Origin of the sequence: Pseudomonas syringae pv. tagetis (assembly GCF_022557255.1) — a bacterium.
GTDB lineage: Bacteria > Pseudomonadota > Gammaproteobacteria > Pseudomonadales > Pseudomonadaceae > Aquipseudomonas > Aquipseudomonas caricapapayae.
The window spans coordinates 2,595,509-2,618,086 of record NZ_CP092923.1; the positions used below are offsets into that span (position 1 = coordinate 2,595,509).

Annotated in this window: 20 protein-coding genes and 1 pseudogene; 17 read left to right on the forward strand and 4 right to left on the reverse strand. The window is 59.2% G+C overall.

The window, feature by feature from the left end; all coding sequences use genetic code 11:
• Window positions 1–12: 12 nt before the first annotated feature.
• The 3 genes from MME58_RS11720 (at window position 13) to MME58_RS11730 (ending at window position 3,984) form a co-directional block, all read left to right on the forward strand.
• Window positions 13–849: a DUF1206 domain-containing protein gene (locus MME58_RS11720; protein WP_055005906.1), complete on the forward strand. Its 837-nt coding sequence runs from the start codon at window positions 13–15 to the stop codon at window positions 847–849.
• Window positions 850–1,060: 211 nt separating this feature from the next.
• Window positions 1,061–3,046: a methyl-accepting chemotaxis protein gene (locus MME58_RS11725; protein ID WP_055005905.1), complete on the forward strand. Its 1,986-nt coding sequence runs from the start codon at window positions 1,061–1,063 to the stop codon at window positions 3,044–3,046.
• 17 nt (window positions 3,047–3,063) lie between these two features.
• A complete protein-coding gene (locus MME58_RS11730) occupies window positions 3,064–3,984 on the forward strand; it encodes a substrate-binding domain-containing protein (protein ID WP_055005904.1) in 921 nt (306 codons plus the stop codon).
• A 70-nt stretch (window positions 3,985–4,054) separates the two neighbouring features.
• Here MME58_RS11730 and MME58_RS11735 read toward each other — a convergent pair whose 3' ends face one another.
• A complete protein-coding gene (locus tag MME58_RS11735) occupies window positions 4,055–4,999 on the reverse strand; it encodes a DNA/RNA non-specific endonuclease (protein ID WP_055005903.1) in 945 nt (314 codons plus the stop codon).
• A 209-nt stretch (window positions 5,000–5,208) separates the two neighbouring features.
• Between MME58_RS11735 and MME58_RS11740 the strand changes: the two genes are divergently transcribed.
• From MME58_RS11740 to MME58_RS11750, 3 genes are all read left to right on the forward strand, one after another.
• The gene (locus MME58_RS11740; protein WP_055005902.1) at window positions 5,209–6,822 is read left to right on the forward strand and encodes a methyl-accepting chemotaxis protein; all 1,614 of its coding nucleotides are present in this window, start codon (window positions 5,209–5,211) and stop codon (window positions 6,820–6,822) included.
• 166 nt (window positions 6,823–6,988) lie between these two features.
• Entirely contained in the window at window positions 6,989–8,785 is a 1,797-nt protein-coding gene (locus tag MME58_RS11745) for a methyl-accepting chemotaxis protein (protein ID WP_055005901.1), read from the forward strand.
• A 147-nt stretch (window positions 8,786–8,932) separates the two neighbouring features.
• Window positions 8,933–9,244, forward strand: coding sequence for a DUF6482 family protein (locus MME58_RS11750; RefSeq protein WP_054985386.1), 312 nt, complete (start codon window positions 8,933–8,935; stop codon window positions 9,242–9,244).
• Window positions 9,245–9,251: 7 nt separating this feature from the next.
• Here the strand turns inward: MME58_RS11750 and MME58_RS11755 are convergent, their stop codons facing one another.
• From MME58_RS11755 to MME58_RS11765, 3 genes are all read right to left on the reverse strand, one after another.
• A complete protein-coding gene (locus MME58_RS11755; protein ID WP_054985353.1) occupies window positions 9,252–9,650 on the reverse strand; it encodes a RidA family protein in 399 nt (132 codons plus the stop codon).
• Window positions 9,651–9,721: 71 nt separating this feature from the next.
• On the reverse strand, window positions 9,722–11,698 hold the full coding sequence (locus tag MME58_RS11760; protein ID WP_055005900.1) for a DNA topoisomerase III: 1,977 nt from the start codon (window positions 11,696–11,698) through the stop codon (window positions 9,722–9,724).
• A 162-nt stretch (window positions 11,699–11,860) separates the two neighbouring features.
• The gene (locus MME58_RS11765) at window positions 11,861–12,688 is read right to left on the reverse strand and encodes an HDOD domain-containing protein (protein ID WP_054985352.1); all 828 of its coding nucleotides are present in this window, start codon (window positions 12,686–12,688) and stop codon (window positions 11,861–11,863) included.
• A 333-nt stretch (window positions 12,689–13,021) separates the two neighbouring features.
• On the opposite strand from MME58_RS11765, the pseudogene MME58_RS27800 reads away from it, so the two are divergent.
• The 11 genes and pseudogenes from MME58_RS27800 to phnK form a co-directional block, all read left to right on the forward strand.
• Window positions 13,022–14,053 (forward strand): annotated as a pseudogene (locus MME58_RS27800) (HAMP domain-containing protein); the annotation flags it as partial.
• 93 nt (window positions 14,054–14,146) lie between these two features.
• Window positions 14,147–14,911 carry a methyl-accepting chemotaxis protein gene (locus tag MME58_RS27805; protein ID WP_371904939.1) on the forward strand — a complete coding sequence of 255 codons (765 nt, stop codon included), beginning with the start codon at window positions 14,147–14,149 and terminating at the stop codon, window positions 14,909–14,911.
• Between the two features lie 299 nt (window positions 14,912–15,210).
• Window positions 15,211–16,044, forward strand: a complete 834-nt coding sequence (phnC, locus tag MME58_RS11775; RefSeq protein ID WP_055005898.1) for a phosphonate ABC transporter ATP-binding protein — start codon at window positions 15,211–15,213, stop codon at window positions 16,042–16,044.
• A gap of 35 nt (window positions 16,045–16,079) precedes the next feature.
• On the forward strand, window positions 16,080–17,090 hold the full coding sequence (phnD, locus tag MME58_RS11780) for a phosphonate ABC transporter substrate-binding protein (RefSeq protein ID WP_055005897.1): 1,011 nt from the start codon (window positions 16,080–16,082) through the stop codon (window positions 17,088–17,090).
• Between the two features lie 28 nt (window positions 17,091–17,118).
• A complete protein-coding gene (gene phnE, locus MME58_RS11785) occupies window positions 17,119–17,907 on the forward strand; it encodes a phosphonate ABC transporter, permease protein PhnE (RefSeq protein ID WP_055005896.1) in 789 nt (262 codons plus the stop codon).
• A 36-nt stretch (window positions 17,908–17,943) separates the two neighbouring features.
• A complete protein-coding gene (gene phnF / locus MME58_RS11790; protein WP_054985347.1) occupies window positions 17,944–18,693 on the forward strand; it encodes a phosphonate metabolism transcriptional regulator PhnF in 750 nt (249 codons plus the stop codon).
• A 14-nt stretch (window positions 18,694–18,707) separates the two neighbouring features.
• Window positions 18,708–19,172, forward strand: a complete 465-nt coding sequence (gene phnG, locus MME58_RS11795; RefSeq protein WP_054985346.1) for a phosphonate C-P lyase system protein PhnG — start codon at window positions 18,708–18,710, stop codon at window positions 19,170–19,172.
• Entirely contained in the window at window positions 19,172–19,768 is a 597-nt protein-coding gene (gene phnH / locus MME58_RS11800) for a phosphonate C-P lyase system protein PhnH (protein WP_054985345.1), read from the forward strand. The genes phnG and phnH overlap by 1 nt, the downstream gene beginning before the upstream one ends.
• Window positions 19,768–20,847 (forward strand): carbon-phosphorus lyase complex subunit, encoded by a 1,080-nt coding sequence (locus MME58_RS11805; RefSeq protein ID WP_054985344.1) that lies wholly within the window; start codon window positions 19,768–19,770, stop codon window positions 20,845–20,847. Before phnH ends, MME58_RS11805 begins: the two co-directional genes overlap by 1 nt.
• An 11-nt stretch (window positions 20,848–20,858) precedes the next feature.
• Window positions 20,859–21,731 (forward strand): alpha-D-ribose 1-methylphosphonate 5-phosphate C-P-lyase PhnJ, encoded by an 873-nt coding sequence (locus MME58_RS11810; protein WP_162491453.1) that lies wholly within the window; start codon window positions 20,859–20,861, stop codon window positions 21,729–21,731.
• Window positions 21,728–22,549 carry a phosphonate C-P lyase system protein PhnK gene (phnK, locus tag MME58_RS11815; RefSeq protein ID WP_054985342.1) on the forward strand — a complete coding sequence of 274 codons (822 nt, stop codon included), beginning with the start codon at window positions 21,728–21,730 and terminating at the stop codon, window positions 22,547–22,549. Before MME58_RS11810 ends, phnK begins: the two co-directional genes overlap by 4 nt.
• The last annotated feature ends 29 nt before the right edge of the window (window positions 22,550–22,578 follow it).

Here is a 22,578-nt window from a genome sequence, read left to right on the forward strand (position 1 = left end):
GGATAGTTATTTATGTCGGCGCAACGCGGCCTTGTTCTACTTGCACGAGGCGGTTATGCCGCCCGTGGTGTTGTTTATCTGATTATCGGTCTGTTCGCTGTATTGGCGGCGCAGGGTTCATCGCAGCCTGCCGACAGCCACAGCAGCCTTGAAGCCTTGTTGAGCCAGCCATTCGGCATTGTTCTGGTGGGGGTGGTGATTGTCGGCCTGCTGGCGTTCGCTGCATGGCGTGTGCTGCAGGCTACGCGGGACGTCGATCATCATGGCCGGGAATTCAAAGGCCTGGTGATCCGAGGAGGCCTGTTGGTGGGCGGTTTTACTTACGGGGCATTGGCTTTTTTTGCGCTGGGGCTGCTGGTCAGTGGGTTCAAGAGCTCCGGAAGCTCATCGGGTGGCGGTCAGGCGAAGGACCTGTTGGCCACCATTCTGTCCTGGGATCACTCCAATCTGCTGGTCTACGTGGTGGCACTGGTGCCCCTAGGCCTGGGCATTGTGCACATCATCAAGGGCTATAAGGCGTCGTTCGAGAAGTATTTCGAGGCCGATGAAGACGTCATGAAGTACGTGCGTCCGGTATCACGTTTCGGCCTGATCGCCCGCGGCGTGGCATTCATCGAAGTAGCGGTGTTGCTGGCCGTAAGCGGTTCCAGTTATCAGGCCATGCATCCGCCAGGCATGAAAGACGCGCTCAACGGTTTGCAGGATCTGCCTGCCGGTGGGCTGGTGCTGCTGATCGTGGCGCTGGGTCTGATTGCGTTTTCGGTGTACAGCTTCGCCGAGGCCGCCTGGCGGAAGATCAACATGGATGTGCCTGATGCACCGGAGGCCGTCGCACGTCATTTCCGCTGATTACCAGGCGCAGGTCTGAAGGACTGCATGACTCGTCAGGTCATGCAGTCCTCTTTTATTGACCCCGGCCGGTAAAGATAGTGTGAACACTGCCTCAAGTCGCCCCCGGCCCGGCCGACATTCTCTTTTGAGCTCCGATCATTTTCCGGACTGACGTGCTTTGCGCAGGTCCGGATCAGATACGACGCAATAAAAATAAAAGAGGATAGCCATGACCATTCTTCAGCGAGTGATCGGTGGGTTTGCTGTGCTGGTTGTACTGTTGCTCGCCATGGCAGGTATCAGCTATCAAAGCACGCATTCCATAAGCGACCGGATCAGCATCATCACCGGGCAGTCGGCCCCCTTGAGCAGGGCGGCGAGCGAGCTTTACGTCCATGTGCTACGTGCCAACCAGGCATTGCTCGGGATTCTGGTCAGCAATGACCCCAGGCAGATTGACGATGGCAAACAGCCCTTCAACGACAGCATGGCCCGCTTCAATCAGTTGCTGGATAGCACGCCTGCCTATATCGGCGACCGTGCCGAACTGCGCGACAACCTTAATCAGCAGCGTCAGTTGAGCGCTGCCTACGCCGAGCAGGCACAGAGCCTGATTGCCAGTCATCGACAACATGTGTTGCAGGTGCTCCAGAGCCGGGTATTGCAGGGCTACAGCAGCAGCCAGGGCGCACAATTGACAGGCTATCTGCGTGACTACATTGCCCGCGAGCGCAGCGCGGGTTCGTCTGACAACGTGGCGGCGGGGGAAAAATTGCTGCTGGAAGTCGGTAAATCCTATGAAGGCCTTGCTGCCCATGCGGCAACGCCGGATATCCAGACGTTGCAGCGTGTGCTCAACCTGCAGGATGAAGTCATAAGCACCCGGGCGCAGGAGCTCACGGCGGTGGATCCTCGCGGTGGCCGTATCGCCGGCGTGATGGTCAACCGCCTGCTCAACGACCTTACCGGCAGCGATGGCGTCTATCAGGCCTACAAGCAGGAGGCGGCGCTCGCCGAGCAAGTTGGCAAACAGCGCCAGGCGGCAGAAACACGTCTTCAAGCAACCCTGGACAAGATCGGCGAGTTCGGCAATCAGTCACTTGCAGTGGCCAGCGAGGCCAAGGCAGGGGCGGATTCGACCATCGCCACCAGCCTCAGCCTGCTGCTGATCGCCTGCCTCCTGGCCGTGACCGCTGCGGCAGTCATCGGTACCTGGGTCGCGTTCAGTCTGCGGCGTCCACTGGCGGCGTTTCGCGAGGTACTCAAGACCTTGACCAGTGGCGACATGCGCGTGCGTTTCGATGTCAGCCGTCGTGACGAATTCGGTGAGCTGGGCGGCTATCTCAATGAATTCACTCAGTCGCTGCAACAGACGTTTCGCCAGTTGATCGGCTCCGCCGATACCCTGGCGCTGACTGCCAGCCAGAACGCGCAGATCAGTGAACAGACCACCCGCGTGGTAGACGAGCAGAAAGACCGGCTCAACTCTGCTGCGTCGGCCATGACTGAAATGGAAAGTACCGTGGAAGAAGTCGCCCGTCGGGCTCAGGACACACGCAGCGCGGTGGACAGCACCAGTGAACTGACTGACAAGGTTCAGAAGCGCGTGGCTGAAACCATCGTCAACATCCGCCAGCAGGCCGAACAGGTCAACAAGGCGTCTGCGGTGACCGACGAGCTGCAGAAATACGGGCAAAACATTGACGGCATTGTCGATGCCATTCGCACCATTGCCGAGCAGACCAACCTGCTGGCGCTTAACGCGGCCATCGAAGCGGCGCGTGCAGGCGAGCAGGGCCGGGGTTTTGCGGTGGTGGCCGATGAGGTGCGCTCGCTGGCCAGCCGTACCCAGACCTCAACCAGCGAGATCCAGGAAATGATCGGCCAGATGCAAAACAAGATCCACTCGGCCGTGCAGGTGATGAACGAAAGCCAGATCCAGTCCAGCCACTGCGTGACGCTGGCTTCCGGTGCCGACCAGTTGCTGGTGGAAATGGGTGAAGCGGTGGATACGATTCGCGACATGAATATCCAGATCGCTGCCGCCACAGAGCAGCAAAGCGCAACGGTGCAGGAAACCAGTCGCATGGTCACGCACATCAACGATTCTGCCCAGCAGGCCGCAGACGGTGCCGAACAGTCTGCGAGCAGCAGTCAGGACCTGTCGAAAATGGCCAGGGATCAGCGCGAGCTGCTCCATCATTTCAGCGTTTAACGCCCGGGAGTCAGAACATGAAACAGTGGTTATCGATTTCCCTGAGTGCAAGCCTGCTGGTCGCTGGTCTGGCGCAGGCCGAGACGCCTCTGATCGGCGTGGGCATGGCCAAGTACAACGACAATTTTCAAACCATCCTGCGCCACGGCGTCGAGAAGCAAGTGGCGCTGCTGAATGCCGACCTTTTCATGGAGAACGGCCAGGACGATGTAGAGCTGCAGATGCGTCAGTTTCGCAATCTGGTCAATTCAAAAGTCGATGCCATCGTGGTCGCGATGGTGAATGGCAAAAGTGCGCCGGAAATGATGCGCCTGGCCAATGAGGCCAAGGTTGCGCTGGTATTCGTCAACCGCAATCCTGAACCTGCCAAATGGCCTGCGCTGACGGCGTTCGTAGGCTCTGATGAACTGGAGTCCGGCACGTTGCAAATGGAAGAACTGGCTCGCCGTGCCGATTACAAGGGCAACGTGGTGATTCTGGTGGGCGACCCGAGCAACAAATCATCGGTCATGCGCACCGAGGACGTGGAAAAGGTGGTTGCCAAGTACCCGAACATGAAGGTTGTACAGAAGAAAATCGGCAACTGGGAACGCAGTCAGGCCGCGTCCATTGTCATCGACTGGGTCAAACAGGGCGTGGACTTCTCTATCATCGCCGCCAACAACGACGAAATGGCAATTGGCGCGATCATGGGCCTGGAAAAAGCCGGGAAGAATGCCAGGGATTACCTTGTTGGCGGTATCGACGGCACCCCGGACGGTCTGAAATTGATGGCCGAAGGCAAAATGGCAGTGAGCGTGTTTCAGGACGCCGTCGGCCAGGCCAACGGCGCGGTAGACGCCGCGTTGCGCATGGCACGCGGCGAGACCCTGGAGTCTCCGGTTATCTGGGTACCCTTCAAACTCATCACCCCGGAGAATCGCCAGCAGTTCGAATAGGGCGCAGACGCTGTTATCGCTACACCCGGGTCGGCGAGCGTCCACGGTCGTTTCCCGACAGGCGCGTAACCTAGACCCGGATATCATGCGGACCGCGGATCTGTGCCTCGATGCGTGTGCCGGTCAGGCGTTCTTCGTTGGAAAAGCCGTCGTAGCTGGCCAGGTCGCCGAAGCGTATGCCGGTAAGCTGTTCGATCTGCAGGACGCTGCGCTGCCAGGTCCTGAGCGGACCGAATATGATCTCCAGCTTACCCAGCTCACGGCTCTGGTCGATCATGTACGCGCTGGCCGAAGGCTTGCCGTCGTCACCAAGAAATGCCACGACTTTCCAGAAGGCGGAAGGGATTTTGACGTTCCGGTAGCTGCGGTCGTCATCGCGCAGCACCGGGCCGCTGAAAACGGTTACCCGGGATTTCCAGCGACGCGTGTTCTCGAGGATGTAGTCCTCAAGTTCCAGCCAGGTCTTCTGGTTGAATGCGGCCATTTGCGGCGAGCAGTTGGTGAAGTGAAAGGTATCGCTGTTGGCTGTTTCGGCTTCCTTGCCCCAGTTAGGGTCCTGACGCCTGACCAGATGGCCCCGATCCAGCAGGTTGTCGGCATACAGGCTCTCACCGATCTGCGCCTCTGCGGGCAGTCTGCCATCAAACGACCATGAATCCTTGCTACGCTTGACTTCGACACTGCTGGAACCATCGATATTGACACCGACATACAGCGCCAGACGCCGACTGCGCGACATGGTGATTGAAAAATGCGTGTAATCGAGACGATTACCGGCGTTGTCCAGCGGATACACATCAGTCGCCAGTTCTGCGTCGGCTGAGGGCCATGGTACGACGAAGTCACCGAGGAAACTCTCGACATACCCTTTACGCTTCTGCAATTCGCTCGCCGGCGTAGTACGCGGCGATGCAAGGGGCTGCGGTGCAAGCAGTTCTGCCGATGGAACCAGAGGCTTGAGGTCGGCCAGGCGTGGTCGGTAGGCTAGATCGATAGCGGGCTTCTTGTCGGGCACTTTACTGGCTCCTGGGATGGGCTTGAGTTCATACAGTTCACCATAGCCGCGTTACAGGTCGACGTCAGGTCCGATAAACGATCGCTCGCTGACCATGGCGCAGTAAAAAACTGCAAACAGGTTCAAGTAACAGGCCAATGGCGTCGATAAGCTCTGAATAAGAGCATTCCGCAGCTCGCGTTATCTCATTGATCGCAGAGGACATCAGGATGTCGATAAAGCTACGTCTATTGTTGTTGATTGGCACCAGCGTGCTGACAGTTCTGATCATCAGTCTGGTCAATTATGTGGGTAATACCAGGACGGAAGCGGCGATGATCGACAGCGAGGTGAGCATGGCCGCGCTGCGCAATCATCTGGAGGCCGACATGATGCACGATGCGCTGCGTGCGGATGTGTTGTCGGCAATGCTGGTCGGGCTGGGCAAGAGCGATAGCACGCGTGATGAAGTACAGAAATCCATTGATGAACACGCCGCGCATTTTCGTGCCGTGCTCGGTGATAACCTCAAACTACCCGTTACGGATGACATAAAGGCGGAATTGAACAGGATCAAGCCGAGCCTCGATACCTACATTGCCAGTGGCGAACGTATCGTCGGCCTGGCGCTGGATAATCCCGAGCAAGCGCAACAAGGACTGGGCACATTCAGCAGCGCCTTCACTCAGCTTGAAGAACAGATGTCCAGTCTCAGCGAACTGATCGAAGACAACTTCAAGGCAAGCGGCGAGGCGTCCCGGCAAGCGATACGCAGTGCCAATATCGCCCTTGTCGTGGTGCTGGTGGCGAGCATTTTGCTGCTCCTGATCCAGGGCCAATGGGTAACCCGCAGTATCATGATTCCGCTTGCCTCTGCCAGCCGCATTGCCGACAGCATCGCCCACGGCAATCTTGGTGAGCCTATCGCCGAGCCTCGCGGCCGTGACGAGGCAAGCATGCTGATTCGTAGCCTGGCGGTGATGCAGCGTGACTTGCGCGGCATGATTGAAGTCGTGCGCAGCAATGCACATGGCGTCAGTGGCATGAGTCGCCAGCTCAGCAGCGGCTGCCATGAAGTGGCCGACAGCAGTCGCCAGCAGAGTTCGGCAGCGGGCACCATGTCGGCAGCGACCAGCGAGATGACCGCAAGCATCGAAGAAATCACCCGGCACGCCGGGCATGCACTGGAGATGGCCAGTCAGCCCGAGACACTGGCCAAAAACGGGGGGCGGGTCATTCATCAGGTGGTCAGTGACATGGACAGCATTGCTCGCTCGGCGCAGCTGTCGGCACAGGTTATCCGCACGCTGGACAAGGACTCGGAAGGGATTTTCAATATTATTCAGGTGATCAAGGGCATTGCCGATCAGACCAATTTGCTGGCGCTCAACGCTGCGATCGAAGCTGCCCGTGCCGGCGAACAGGGGCGGGGTTTTGCCGTGGTTGCCGACGAAGTTCGCAGCCTGGCGGGGCGGACAAGCACGTCCACCCAGGAAATCACTACGATGGTCGCGCGCATTCAGCAAAGCACCCGAGAAGCGGTGACAAGCATGGAAGCAGGCGTCGCCCAGGTCGACAAGGGGATGGCCGTCACCGCTGAAGTGGAGCGTGCAATCAGCGATATCCTGGAAGCCACGTTGAGCACGACGCAGTTGGTCAATGACATCACCCGCACCATTGGTGAACAAAGCCTGGCCAGTAACGAAATCGCTCATCAGGTGGAGATGATTGCCAGTATGTCCGAGGGCAACAGCCGGGTCATTGGCCAGACTGCCAGCACCACCGACGAACTTTCGGTAATGGCCGGGCAACTGTCGCAATCGGTGGATCGTTTCCGTCTTTGATATCAAATAGCCCCAGCCTGCAGTACTCTCCGGCGCATTCGATCCTCGGTCGAATCGCTACGGAGCCATCACAGGCCTGTATTGGCCGGTTAAACCCTTGAATCCTGGGTACCGGCAAGCATTAAATTCTCGCGGATGCGTCATTTTCACCCCAAGGAGCAGCGGCATGCGGACGTTAAAGGCCTTATACGAGTCAGTCGAAATGCAGTTTTTCGACACACTGACCAAAAAGCTCTCAAGCCTTTTTCTGCTGGCTCTGGTCAGCGCTCTGCTGTACTGGGTGGCGCTGAATATCCGATCCGACATCATGCAGCAATTGCACGCCACGTCGCTGGACGCGGCCGTGCTGGGCAAGGTTCAGGGCCAGCTTGATGTCCTGAGCAATGCCATCCTGCTGAGCACTCTGTTTACGCTGGTGATGGTCGGCTTCATGGTCTGGTACTTCCGCCATCTGATTGTGCGTCCGGTTATGTTCATGACGCGCGCCCTCGAAGAAATTGCTAACGGCGAGGGCGACCTGTCCCGGGACTTGCCATTGCTGACGCACGACGAAATTCGAGTGCTGGCCAGCACCTGCAATCGCTTTCTGGCCAAGCAGCGCGAGGTGATCAGCAGTATTCAGGCGCTGACGGTGCAGATTGCAGTCGAATCGGCACGCTCGCTGAAAAACATCAGTGATTCCAGTGACAGCGCGACCGATCAGGCGCGTTTCGCCAGAGAGGTGATGGACCAGAGCAATATGGCGGTGGGCAGCATCGAGGACGTCTCTCAGCAGACGCAGGGTATTTCGAGTACCACCGCGCAGAACCTGAGTATGGCGCGCGATTCTTATGCCGAATTGCTGGAAGTGACCGGAAACATCAGCCAGATATCCAGCAGCCTTAATGAGTTCGGTGGGCTGGTATCCGGGTTGAATGAGCGTTCATCAAGCATCAAGTCGATTGTCGGGCTCATCCAGCAGATATCCTCGCAGACCAACCTGCTCGCACTGAATGCGGCCATCGAAGCTGCGCGGGCCGGTGAAAGCGGTCGAGGGTTTGCTGTGGTGGCGGATGAGGTGCGCACGCTGGCGCAGAACGTCAGTAAAGCCACTGACGATATCTCCCGGAACATCGACGCGATGCTTCAGGAGGTCAGCTCCACCCACGAGCAGACCATTCAGATCAGCCACAGCGCCCGCGAAACCCAACAGGTGGTGGAACGGGCGTCCGGTCATTTCGAGAGCATGATCGGCGATTTCGAGTCGACCAATGACAAATTGGCCGACATCGCTGCGCATATTCAGCAGTTTGCAACCACCAACACTGGCATCAACGAGCGGGTGACGCGAATTTACTCCGACAGTCAGGCCATCGATCAGCGCATGCAGCACTCCGCCACAGCAACCCGTGATCTGTCGGGTGTGGCCGAGCAGGTTCAGGCATTGCTGGGGCGTTTCGTACTGGGACATGGCGAGCTGGACGCGGCCATTACCCGTGCGAGTCATTGCCGGGATATCCTGCAGGTGCGGCTGGCCGAGCTGCACAAACAAGGCGTCAATCTGTTTGATCAGAGCTACAAGCTGATCCCCGGTACTGATCCCAAGCAATACATGACCGGTTACACAGAGCGCTTCGCACAAGTCTGTCAGGAAGAGTGCGACAAACTCACCAAGGGCACCCGGGGCGGCAAAGTCACGTTCATCGTGGACAACAAAGGTTACTGTCCGGTCAACAACAGTTGGGTGTCGCTGAAACCTACCGGCGACCGTGCCGTCGACTTGCCGGTATGTCGTAACAAACGGATGTTCTCCGACCCGATAGGCTTGCGTGCGGCAGGCAACAAGCAGCGCTTTCTGTTGCAGACCTACCTGCGTGATACCGGCGAGATCATGACCGAAATCGACGTACCGTTCTTTTTTGACGGGCGCCACTGGGGCAACTTGCGGATGGGCTTCGACGCGGCGCTGTTGCTGGGCAGATAAGCCGTGGGGCAAGCAACAGAGCATAAGGGCCTGCGCCTGGCGCGGGCTCACGCTGATTGTCCGGTACGTATTTGAAATAACGGAACGTTCAGGCAGATGAAAACTCCACTTCTACACGGCGCTGATTTTCAGAACGCTACCGGAGGTGTGACTTTGAACATTCAAGACCTGACAAAACATGCAAAGGATAAAACGGTTCGCGAACTCGATCTGATTTCAATGGAGGGCGGCTCATACGTGCTCCACGCGCTGGTGGACGGCAAGTCTGTGCCAGTGGAAGATTCGAGTGGCAAGACCCTGCACCTTGCGTCGGTGGAAGAGGCGCGCAAGGTGCTTTCTCCGGTATCGGATGTAAAGCTGTTCATGACCCAGGCCGTGGCCCACGACGAAATGGTCGGGCTGGACGGTGCTCAGGCAGAAGCTTCGCGGCACGAGATCCCGTTGCGTTCCAGCCTTTGATAACGGGTCAGGCGCTGCGCCTGACTGCAACGCACTTGATCTCCAGCAACAGTCCGGGATGTGCCAGCTCGGCAACGCCGATGCAGGTCCAGGCACACTGGCCACGCGGGAAGATACGGTTCTTCACTTCACGGAAGACCGCCATGTGTTCACTCATGGCGACATGATAAGTGGTCATGTCGACTATATCGTCGAATGTGCAGCCACCTTCGGCCAATACCGTGCGCAGGTTTTCCCAGCAGGCAATGAACTGCGCCTCCGGGTTGAGGATGACTTCCATTTCTCGTGTGCGTCCCACCTGCCCGGCGCAGTACAGGGTGTCGCCCACCCTGACGGCGGGTGCATAGCCTGCACGGTCCATGATTGATTGCATGGTGGGCGGAATGATGAGCTCTCGGTCTGACATGTTGTAACACCTGTTTGTAACGCTTGAATGTGTAGCCACTTGCTTGTTCGTGAGCCCGCGGTTGCTCCGGCCTACGTTTTGGCGGCGGGTTTGGCAGTTCGTCGCGGTTTTTTCGCTGCAGTGCCCGCTGCAGCAGCGGACGACGTGGCACTGCGCTTTGCAGTCTTGCGTTTTTTCTTCCACGGCGGCGCAACGCCTGCCGGGCTGGCCGGACCGCTGATGGTCATGCGCATGCCGACGCAGCGGCTGACCTGTTTGCTCATCCATGCCGCCTGTTTGGCGACAAACGCTTCAAGGCTCATTTCGCCGCTTTGTACCATGTCCAGAGCCTGCTCCCAGATCGCCGTGGTACCAGGGTCGGCGATGGCGCGCGGCACAGCGTCGATAAGACTGAACGCTGCCGGTGTCGCGCACAGAGCCTTGCCTTGCCGGGTCAGGTAGCCACGATCGAGCAGGCCCTGAATGATTCCGGCGCGGGTGGCTTCGGTGCCGATACCGGTGGTGTCCTTGAGTTTTTGCTTGAGCAGCGGGTCCTCCACCAGCCTGGCGACGTTCTTCATCGCCTTGATCAGGTCGCCTTCGGTAAAGGGTTTGGGGGGTTGGGTCCACAGGTCTTTGAGGATGACGTCGTCAACAGCACACTCACAACCCTGAAACAACGCAGGTAATGGCTGCGGGGCAGGTGCTTCGCGCTCCTTGGCCGGTGCCAGTGCCTCGGGCATGGCCCGCTTCCAGCCGGGTTCGACGATCTGCTTGCCAACCGCACGAAGCGGATGGCCCGCGCAGTCGAAATCCGCCTGTGTGCGGTCGTATTCGTGGTTGGGCAGAAACTGGGCCAGATAGCGCGCCCTGATCAGGGTGTATACCGCTCGGGGTTTGCCGGTCAGGCGCTCGACGCCACGCACGGCAGCCGTGGGAATGATGCCGTGGTGAGCAGTCACTTTGCTGTCGTTCCAGGCCCGTGACCGGCGTTGCGGATCAAGGTGTGGTGACAGGCTGGCCAGCGTCGGGTCTGCCTTGCAGAGCGCTGCGATGATACCCGCAGCTTCGCCATGCTGACTGTCTGGCAGGTAGCCGCAATCGCTGCGCGGGTAAGTGATGACCTTGTGGGTTTCATACAGCGACTGGGCTATATCAAGGGTTTCCTGCGCACCGAGCCCGAGCTTTTTCGAGCAGATTTCCTGCAGAGTGCCCAGATCGAACGGCAGCGGCGCTGCTTCGCGAATCCGCTCGGTGCGCAGCTTGATCAGTCGTGCACTGGCAGCATTGCGCATCGCTTCGGCAGCATGATGCGCCAGCGGCTGGTTCAGGCAGCGATCCTGATCGTCACAGGCGTCCGATGGGGCGCGCCATTGAGCGATAAATGCCTGATCGTCAGACAGCAATCTGACGTCAATCGCCCAGTAGGGCACCGGTACGAAGTCGGCAATGCTGCGATCACGGTCCACCACCAGCCGCAATGTCGGGGTTTGTACCCGACCCACCGGCAGCACGCCCTGATAACCCGATTGACGACCCAGCAGGGTAAACAGGCGGCTCATGTTCATGCCGATCAGCCAGTCGGCGCGGGATCGACCCAATGCCGAGTGGTACAGGCTGAACGTGTCGGCACCGGGTTTGAGCGCTGCCAGCGCCTTGCGGATGGAGGCGTCATCCAGTGCCGACAACCACAAACGCTGAATCGGCCCGCGATAGCGGCAATGGTCGAGCAATTCGCGGGCGATCATTTCGCCTTCGCGGTCGGCGTCGGTGGCAATCACCAGTTCCCGGGCTTCGCCCAGCAACCGTTTGACCGCCTTGAACTGGCTGGCGGTCTTTGGCTTGACGAGCATCTTCCACTTTTCCGGAACGATGGGCAGGTCTTCCAGCACCCAACGCTTGTAACGCGCATCGTAGGCGTCGGGCGGGGCTGTCTCCAGCAAATGGCCAATGCACCAGGTCACGGTGGCATTGGGGCCTACCCAGCAGCCATCGCCACGCCGGGTTGCGCCGAGCGCAGCCGCAATATCTTTGGCCTGAGAAGGTTTTTCGCAGAGAAACAGCCGCATGACTACCGTCGTCGATTACCGGTGCAAGGGCTGCAAGGATGAACGTTGAATGCGCTACGAGCAAGTTTTATCTGTATGGATATACAGATGTCCGGGGTTGCGGTCATGGGGTGAAACGCTCACGCCATAACCGCGCTTACCCTCCGCGAAGAGCGCGTCTGCTCAGCTCAACAGGTCGGAGAACGCCTTGTCGGCCTCCAGCACAGCCGGCAGCCCGGCAAACAGTGCGTCCAGATCGATGCCTTCCATTAGCGGTCCACCGCAAGCCTGTTGCGCTTGCGGGGTCGCGCCGCCGTGTGCTTCCAGCGCATCGGAGAGGGTGATGGCCTGAGCGACGATCCTGGGCAGCGGTGCGTCAGCCGGAGCCTTCAGCGGTGTGGCCTGGTAGGCGATGGCCTGCTGGATCACCTGGGGCAGATGCCAGCGGCTGGCCAGCTCCGCACCGACTTCCGGGTAGCTGAAACCCAGTTGCAGGGTTTCATTGGCTGCACGTCCCGGCGTACCGGCCCTGGCGGCATTGTTCAGGCGCTCCGCAACTTCAGGAGCGCCGGTCTGGATCAGCAGCTCACCGATGTTGTGCATCACGCCGCAGGTAAAAGCGATTTCAGGATCGACGCCGGTCTGTTTCGCGAGCATCCGGCAGATCCCCGCAACCTGAAAGCTTTTCAGCCAGAACCCTTTGAGGTCAAAACTGGGCCCTGCCTTGAATGCTCCGGTTACGGCCGAGGCCATTACCAGCGTACGCAGGGTATTGAAACCCAGGCGCATGGCCGCGTCTTCGATACTTGACGACTCGCGCGAGCCGCGAAACCGCGCCGAGTTGGCCAGACGCAATACCTTGGCGGCGATCACCGGGTCTTTCTCTATGTTACGGGCGATGCTTTCCAGGTTGGAGGAGGGATTGTCAAATTGCAGCATCAGGTCCTGAGCCACTTTGGGAATACTCGGGAGACTGTGCAAATCGTCAAAAAGCTTTTCGATACTCAGCATGGCAAGACCGTCCTCTGCATGGCGGGGATGAATTCAACCATAGCCAGTTTTTCCCGCTCTGCACGTTTCGCTTTCGAGAGTGGGAGACAGGTCTCGGCGCACTCCGAAAAAAATAATCAAGGACTGGTCAGTCGCGGCCGATATGGCGATACAAGCGCCTCTGTGGGTTTCGAGACCCGGACCTGCCTGATCATCGACTCCGCTGGCGGGTATGTATCGGCTCCGGTTGCTGAACGGCCTGCAGGGGTAACGTGAAAAGGACGGCACAGTTGTGAAGTTTGATTGACGATCCAGAGATCGTCCTTATTGGTTTTTGCCGTGGAAGTAACCGCTATGAAAAGTCTGGGTTTCAGCAAGAAGATCCTTCTCGCCGCTGCATTGATTGTGGTTGTCGCCTTCAGTGTGTTTATTGTCATAAACGACTATCGACAACGTCAGTCGCTTAAATCCAGCGTCAGGTCCGAGCTGTTGCAGCTGGGTACATTGACCACGCAGAATATTCAAACCTGGCTGGAGAGCCGCATTCAACTGCTGCAGTCGATGTCTCAGCAAGTTGCTGTGGACGGCAAGGAACTGCCGCAACTGCAGCGCGCCATTGGCCTGCCGACGTACAGCGAAAACTTCCAGCTGAGCTATTTCGGCAGCACTGAAGGCGTCATGTTTTCAGTACCGGCCGGCAATCGCCCGGCTGACTACGACCCGCGTGCACGCGGCTGGTACAAGGCCGCCCAGAACGCGCCTGGCACAATTGTTACCGAGCCGTACATTGCAGCGTCGTCCGGCAAGCTGGTCATGACCATTGCCACTCCGGTCAAAATCCAGAACCAGTTCGCCGGTGTCGCCGGTGCCGATATATCCCTGGACAGCGTCAGCAAAATCATCAACTCCCTGAACTTCGATGGGCATGGTTACGCGTTTCTGGTCAGCGCCGAAGGCAAAATTCTGGTGCACCCGGACAGTAAGCTGGTGCTCAAGAACATCAACGAAGCTTATCCGGTCAATACACCGAAGATCGCCACTGGCGTAACGGAAATCGATTCTGGCAAAAAGCCCGAGATCATTTCCTTCACACCGGTTCAAGGCGTGTCGACTGCCAACTGGTACGTTGCGCTGGTACTGGAGCAGGATTCCGCTTATTCGATGCTTGCAGAGTTCCGTGCCTCGGCGATTACCGCGATGGTGGTTGTGGTGATGGTTATCATCCTGCTGCTGGGCCTGTTGATCCGGGTTCTGATGCAGCCACTGCACCAGATGGGTCGTGCAATGCGTGATATCGCCGATGGCGAGGGCGACCTGACCAAGCGTCTGGCAATCACCTCGCAGGATGAGTTCGGCGCACTGGCGCAATCGTTCAACCATTTTGTCGAACGTATCCACACATCGATTCGAGAAGTCGCCTCTACTGCCGCGCAACTGGGGGAAGTGGCCACACGGGTGGTCAGGGTCTCCAACGCGTCGATGGACAACTCCGACCAACAGGCCCATCGCACTGAAAGTGTTGCAGCTGCAATCAACGAGCTGGGCGCTGCGGCGCAGGAAATCGCGCAGAACGCCGCGCGTACGTCGCAGCAGTCCAGCGATGCCAGCGGCCTGGCCAGTGACGGCCAAGGCGTGGTGCAGCAGACCATCAAGGCCATGAACGAGTTGTCCGGCAAGATCAGTGAGTCCTGCGTTAACATCGAGAGCCTGAATGGCAAGACCGCCAACATCGGGCAGATTCTCGAAGTGATTACCAGTATCTCCCAGCAGACCAACCTGCTGGCGCTCAACGCTGCCATCGAAGCGGCGCGGGCCGGTGAAGCAGGGCGCGGATTTGCCGTGGTGGCTGACGAGGTGCGCAATCTGGCACACCGCACCCAGGATTCAGCCCAGCAAGTGCAGACCATGATTGAAGAGCTGCAGGTCGGCGCCCGCGAGGCGGTGACCAACATGACCGAAAGCCAGCGTCAGAGCGAGGACAGTGTAGGCATCGCCAACCTGGCCGGTGAGCGTCTGGGTAGCGTGACCCGCCGCATCGAAGAGATCAACGGCATGAACCAGTCGGTAGCCGCTGCAACAGAAGAGCAGACCTCTGTGGTGGAGTCCATCAACGTCGACATCACCCACATCAACACCCTCAACCAACTGGGTGTCGACAATCTGCGCCAGACCCTGGAAGCCTGCAACTCGCTGGAAGAGCAGGCCGCCCGCCTGCAGCAACTGGTCGGCAGCTTCCGGATCTGATCCAGCCTGTCTCTGCGCCGCTCTGCTGTTCTGGGGGCGGACGCCTGGACACCTCTCGTAGCGCACGTTGCATGCATCAGTATCGAGATGAGTATCGTGCCAACTTCGGCGGTGGGACCCTTGGCGCGCGTTGGCATGCAGTTTGTGACGCCCTGCGTCATCTCTACGCTGCAACACCTTCTGCGACAAACTGTTATCACCTCGTCACTCACGGTTCATGAGGCTGCAACAACACAGGTTCAACTTGGTTGACAACCGAATACGACCTGTCCCGGGTCGTACGCAGACCGAGAAGCCTCATGAACGAAGCCATTCATGTACAAGGCCTGAACAAGACCTTTTCACATAAAGGGGCGTTGATTGATCTCGCGTTGTCTATACAACCCGGTGAAATGGTTGCGCTGATTGGTGCTTCCGGCTCCGGCAAGTCAACCTTGCTGCGGCATCTGGCAGGTCTTGCGTGCTGTGATCGCAGCAATGGCGGCCAGGTCAAGGTACTGGGTCGCGAGGTTCAGTCTTCCGGTCGCCTGAACAGCCAGGTGCGGCGTCTGCGGGCCGATATTGGCTATATCTTCCAGCAATTCAATCTGGTCAATCGCCTCAGCGTGCTGGACAACGTCCTGCTCGGTTGTCTGGGACGGATGCCGCGCTGGCGTGGCAGTCTGGCGTTGTTCAATCGCGAGGAGAAACAGCGCGCAATGGCCGCGCTGGACCGGGTAGGGCTGGTGGATCTTGCCGCTCAGCGGGCTTCGACCCTGTCCGGTGGCCAGCAGCAACGCGTGGCGATCGCCCGTGCCTTGACCCAGCGCGCCGAAGTGATCCTGGCAGACGAACCGATTGCCTCGCTGGACCCCGAATCGGCCCGCCGGGTCATGGAAATTCTTGCCGACATCAATCGCCGCGACGGCAAGACCGTCGTCGTCACCCTGCATCAGGTGGATTACGCCGTGCGCTATTGCCCACGTGCTGTGGCTCTCAAGGGAGGGCGGATTCATTTTGATGGCCAGGCAGAGGATCTCAGCAAACAGTTCCTCAATGACCTTTACGGCGCAGACGCTGACGCGAGCCTGATGATCACCGAGCGAAGCCGTCGTGTTCGCCACAAGCCACGCCTGGAGCTGGCTAAAGTCTGAAGTTCTGACATCAACCCATTATCAGGAGAGCCTGCATGTTCAAGCGTATCGGTCGTCTTTTCGCCTCTGCCGCCTTGCTGACCGCCTGCGCGTTGGGCACGGTCCAGGCGGCAGAAGAAAAAGCCATCAATTTCGGCATCATGTCCACCGAGTCATCGCAAAACCTGAAAAGTATCTGGCAGCCGTTTCTCGATGACATGAGCCGCAAGACCGGCCTTAAAGTCAACGCCACGTTCGCCTCCGATTACGCCGGTCTGATCCAGGGCATGCGTTTCAACAAGGTCGATGTGGCTTGGCTGGGCAACAAGGCCGCCATGGAAGCGGTTGACCGCTCCAACGGCGAGATTTTTGCCCAGACCTCTGCCGCCAATGGCGACGCCGGCTACTGGAGCTTGCTGATCGTGCGCAAGGACAGTCCGATCAATTCCGTCGACGACATGCTCAAGAACGCCAAGAGCCTGACCTTCGGCAACGGTGACCCGAACTCTACCTCGGGCTATCTGGTGCCTGGTTATTATGTGTTTGCCAAAAACAATGTGGATGCGTCCACTGCCTTCAAGCGCACCTTGAACTCCAGCCACGAGGTCAATGCCCTGAGTGTCGCCAAGGGCCAACTGGACGTTGCAACCTTCAATACCGAAAGCTGGGACCGCCTGGCGGTGACCCAGCCCGACAAGGTCGAGCAGCTCAAGGTGATCTGGAAATCACCGTTGATTCCAGCCGATCCGATTGTCTGGAGCAAGGCACTGTCAGACGAAAACAAAGCGAAGATTCGTGAATTCTTCGCCAGTTACGGTAATACCGACGAAGAGAAAACCGTTCTGAAGAACATGCAGATGGGCAAGTTCCTCAAGTCCAGCGATGACCAGTTGTTACCCATTCGTCAACTTGAACTGTTCAAGCAGCGCACTGAAGTGGTTGCCAGCACCACGCTGGACGCTCAGGAGAAAGCTGCCCGGCTCAAGGACATCGATGCCAGCCTGAGCAAATTGCAGGAGCGCATTACCGAACTGAACCAGAAAACCGCAGGCAGTTCGGCAGGTTGAGCGTTCCGTCCGCTATCAGGAGTTTGCCATGACCACTCAAGTTGCCTATGCCCGGATTGCAGGCAAGCCCAACGGATTGCGTTACCTGGGCTGGGGGCTATTGCTCGCGGCACTGGCCTGGGCCTGGCAGGGCGCAGAAATGAACCCGATGGCGCTGGTTCGGGACTCGTCGAACATGGCGACATTTGCCGCCGACTTCTTCCCGCCGGACTTTCGTGAGTGGCGCAGCTACCTCAAGGAAATGCTGGTGACCCTCCAGATCGCTCTGTGGGGCACAGCGCTGGCGATTGTCTGTTCGATACCGCTGGGCATTCTTTGCGCCGAAAACATCACGCCGTGGTGGATTCATCTGCCGCTGCGGCGCTGCATGGATGCTTGTCGTTCGATCAACGAAATGGTTTTTGCGATGCTCTTTGTGGTCGCGGTCGGGCTGGGTCCGTTTGCCGGGGTACTGGCACTCTGGATCAGCACCACCGGCGTGCTCGCCAAGCTGTTCGCCGAAGCGGTCGAAGCGATAGAGCCTGGTCCTGTCGAAGGCGTACGTGCCACCGGTGCCAGTGCTTTACAAGAAGTCATCTACGGTGTAATTCCTCAGGTCATGCCGCTGTGGATCTCCTACGCTTTATACCGGTTCGAATCCAATGTGCGCTCGGCGACCGTAGTGGGCATGGTCGGTGCCGGGGGCATCGGCGTCATTCTCTGGGAAAACATCCGTGCCTTTGCGTTCGTCCAGACCAGCGCTGTGCTGCTGGTAATCATCGTTGTGGTAAGCGTCATCGACATCATGTCGCAGCGCCTGCGCAAGCAATTCATCTGACAGAAGAGGGGTGTTCAATGAACACTTTTTTTAACCATGCAGTTGTCTAGACAAGTCGAGCCGATGTATCTGGAACTGGCTGAAACCCTGCGCGATGAACTGGCCACGTATCGGCCCGGCGATTATCTGCCCGCCGAGTTTCAGTTAGCCGAGCGTTTCTGCGTCAACCGTCACACGATCCGCCGCGCCGTGGATGAACTGGTGCGTGAGGGCAGTGTGCTGCGCCGTCAGGGCAAAGGCACGCAGGTGCTGGAACGTCCGCTGATCTATCCGATGCAGGTCGACAGTGCCTACAGCCAGTCGCTGTCGGCGCAAGGCATCGGTGTGGAGGCCATTCTGCTGGCGCGTCGCGAATGCCTCGCCAGCCACGAAGATGCGTTGTACCTGGGCCTGGACGAGCACGCGCCGTTGATCGAACTGCAGACGCTACGCAAGCTGGACGGCCAGTCCGTGAGCCTGATCTGCCATCGCTACAGTGCCAGCTACAGCGCTGTGCTGGCGGATTATCAGGGCGGTTCGGTTCGCCAGTATCTGGCCGAGCGCACGTTGTCGTTGAGTCGCGCGCAAAGTCTGATCGGTGCCCGCCTGCCATCCCGTGAAGAGGCCGGGCTGCTGCTGATGCCCCGACATATGCCTGCGCTGACCGTGTTGACGGTCTCGTGTGACCGGGCGGGGCGGCCGATCGAGCTTTCCCGCTCGGTCAGTCGCTCTGACCGCTTCCAGTATCAAATGGCTTTTAACCCGATGGCCGGCAAGCAGATTGCTGGCAGCCAACCGACTGACTGACACCGAGGTGTTCCATGCAAGCAACCCCTGAAACGGCCGCGCGTCAGCACTGGATGAGCGTGCTGGCGCGCGCCCTGGTCGATGAGCCGAGCCGCGAACAGTTGCAGCGTCACGAAGCGGCGTTGCGCGATACCGATTACCAGATGATCCGCGCTCCGGAAATCGGCATGACGCTGGTGCGCGGCCGTATGGGCGGGACCGGTTCGGCCTTCAATCTTGGCGAGATGAGCGTGACGCGTTGTGTGGTTCGCCTGGCTGACGGTCGTACCGGCTACAGCTATCTGGCCGGGCGCGACAAGCGCCATGCCGAACTGGCAGCCCTGGCCGACGCTCATCTGCAAGGGGCGCAACAGAACTGGTGGCTGTCCGAACTGATCGAGCCGCTGGCACGTGCGCAAGCCGAACGTCGGGCGCGCAAGGACGCCGAAGCTGCTGCAACCAAAGTCGAGTTCTTTACCCTGGTCCGAGGAGAAGACTGATGAATGCCGTCCTTCTGCAACCTGCCTTCACCGATCCGGTGCTGGATGCCCAGCGCAGTTTTCGCCTGGCGCTCAAGGCCTTGTCCGGCCCGGGTGTGATTCAGACTCTGCCCGCCAGACACCAGCCACCTGCCTTGCAGGGCCTGGACAGTGCAACTCATGCCCTGTGCCTGGCGCTACTGGACCTGGACACTCCGCTCTGGCTTGCCCCGGCATTTGATACCCCGGCGATTCGCGCGAATATTGCCTTTCATTGCGGCAGCCCGATTGTCAGCGACCGGCACGCTGCACGCTTTGCGCTGCTCGATGCGTCGACTGCCTGCGATCTGCATGGTTTCGATACCGGTAATGATCGCTACCCGGATCAGTCCTGCACCTTGTTGATCCAGCTGCCAGGCCTGGAAGGCGGGCGTGCGCTTGGCTGGAGCGGTCCCGGTATCGAGCAGCAGAATCCGGTGGCCTTGCCGCTGGAAGAAGGTTTCTGGGCCGAGCGAGAAGCACGTAATGTCTTCCCCTGCGGGCTGGATGTGTTTTTTCTGTCGGGCAGTCAGATGCTCGGCTTGCCACGCAGCACTCGCGTGCAGGAGTGTGCCTGATGTACGTCGCGGTCAAGGGTGGCGAACAGGCCATCGATAATGCTCACCGTCTGCTGGCCAACAAGCGTCGTGGCGATACAGGCATTGCCGAGCTCGACGTCGAGCAGATCCGTCAGCAACTGCCACTGGCAGTTGCACGGGTCATGAGCGAAGGCTCGCTGTATGACCCGCAGCTGGCCGCGCTGGCGATCAAGCAATCGGCAGGGGATCTGATCGAAGCGATCTTCCTGCTGCGCGCCTACCGCACGACGCTGACGCGTTTTTGCGCCAGCGTGCCCATCGACACGTCGAACATGCAGCTCAACCGTCGCCTGTCGGCCACGTTCAAGGACGTCCCCGGCGGTCAACTGCTGGGCCCGACCTTTGACTACACCCACCGCCTGCTGGATTTCACCTTGCTGGCCGAAGGCGAGCACCCTGGCCCGGACGTGGCGCCGGATGCAACGCTGCAACCCTGCCCACGAGTGCTGGGGTTGCTGGCCAAAGAAGGGTTGATCAAACCTGAAGTGGACGATGGCGAGAGCATCGCGGACATTACCCGCGAACCGCTGGAGTATCCGTCCAGTCGTGCCCAGCGTTTGCAGGCGCTGGCCCGTGGCGACGAGGGTTTTCTGCTGGCGCTCGGCTATTCGACCCAGCGTGGTTACGGGCGCAACCATCCGTTCGCCGGGGAAATCCGCATCGGCGAGGTAGAGGTCTGGATCGAGCCTGAAGAGCTGGGCTTTCCGATTGTGATCGGCGACATCGAAGTGACCGAATGCGAGATGGTCAACCAGTTCGTTGGTTCGGCCAGCGAACCGGCGCAATTCACCCGTGGCTACGGCCTGGCATTCGGCAACGCAGAGCGCAAGGCTATGGGCATGGCACTGGTGGACCGCTCGTTGCGCGCCGGGGAATTCAACGAAGAAGTCCGCTCCCCGGCCCAGCAGGAGGAATTCGTGCTGGCGCATTGCGACAACGTCGAGGCGGCCGGTTTTGTTTCGCACCTCAAGCTGCCGCATTACGTGGACTTCCAGTCCGAGCTGGAGTTGATCCGCAAGCTGCGCAAGTCCGCACCGAATCCGGAGAGCGACCAATGAGCAATGCACCCATGAACACCGCACAGCAAATGCCCGTACGGGACGATGCCTACAACTTCGCTTACCTGGACGAACAGACCAAACGCATGATTCGCCGTGCCTTGCTCAAGGCGGTGGCGATTCCCGGTTATCAGGTGCCGTTCGGCGGACGCGAGATGCCGCTGCCTTATGGCTGGGGCACCGGCGGGATGCAACTGACCGCTGCAATCCTGGGGGCCGATGATGTGCTCAAGGTCATCGACCAAGGCGCTGACGACACCACCAATGCGGTCTCGATACGACGCTTTTTTGCCCGTACGGCAGGCATCGCCACCACCGAGCGCACCCCCGAGGCGACCGTCATCCAGACCCGTCACCGCATTCCGGAAACACCGTTGCACGCCGACCAGATCATGGTCTATCAGGTGCCGATTCCCGAGCCGCTGCGCTTTATCGAGCCGTCGGAAACCGAAACCCGCACCATGCACGCGCTGGATGATTACGGTGTCATGCACGTCAAGCTCTACGAAGACATCGCTACCTTCGGCCATATCGCTACCAGTTACGCTTACCCGGTCATGGTCGATGAGCGTTACGTGATGGACCCGTCGCCAATTCCGAAATTCGACAACCCCAAGCTGCACATGAGCCCGGCGCTGATGCTGTTCGGTGCAGGACGGGAAAAGCGTCTGTACGCCGTGCCGCCGTTTACCCAGGTGGTAAGCCTGGACTTTGAAGATCACCCGTTTGAAGTGCAGCGCTGGGAGCAGTGCTGCGCAATCTGCGGCAGCCATGACTCCTTTCTCGACGAGCTGATTCTTGACGACGCCGGGACGCAGAGCTTTGTCTGCTCCGACACCGATTACTGCGCCCAACGCGTCAAACAGCAGGAGAACGCCCGATGATCAGTGCTCTCTCATTGAACCCGGCGGGCGACCGCCAGCCCGAACCTGCGCAACCGCTGCTCAAGGTGCGCGGCCTGACCCGTCTGTACGGGGTGCAAAAGGGTTGCCAGGACGTGAGTTTCGACCTGTATCCCGGCGAAGTGCTGGGTATCGTCGGCGAATCGGGCTCGGGTAAGTCCACGCTGCTGTCGCTGTTGAGCGGACGTTGCCCGCCGGATCGCGGCAGCATCGATTATCGCGGCAAGGAGGGTGACTGGTTCGACTTGTACAGTGCCAGCGAAGCGCAGCGTCGTACCTTGTTACGTACCGAGTGGGGCTTTGTCGAACAGAACCCGCGTGACGGCCTGCGTATGGGCGTCTCTGCCGGAGCCAATATCGGCGAGCGCCTGATGGCCCAGGGCGTGCGCAATTATCAGCAATTGCGCAGCGCAGCGGTGGACTGGCTGAGCCAGGTCGAGATCGACCCGCTACGCATTGATGATCTGCCGCGCACATTTTCCGGCGGCATGCAGCAACGCCTGCAGATCGCCCGCAATCTGGTGTCCAGCCCGAGGCTGGTGTTCATGGACGAACCCACCGGTGGGCTGGATGTGTCGGTGCAGGCACGGTTGCTCGACCTGTTGCGTGGTCTGGTTCGAGAGCTGGACCTGGCCGTGGTCATTGTCACTCACGACCTGGCGGTCGCGCGGTTGCTGGCTGATCGGCTGATGGTCATGCGGCGCTCGGAAGTGGTCGAGAGCGGCCTGACCGATCAGATTCTCGATGACCCGCAGCATCCGTATTCACAACTGTTGGTGTCCTCGGTATTGCAGCCATGAGTCGCACTGTCCGAACAGCCTGTACAGAT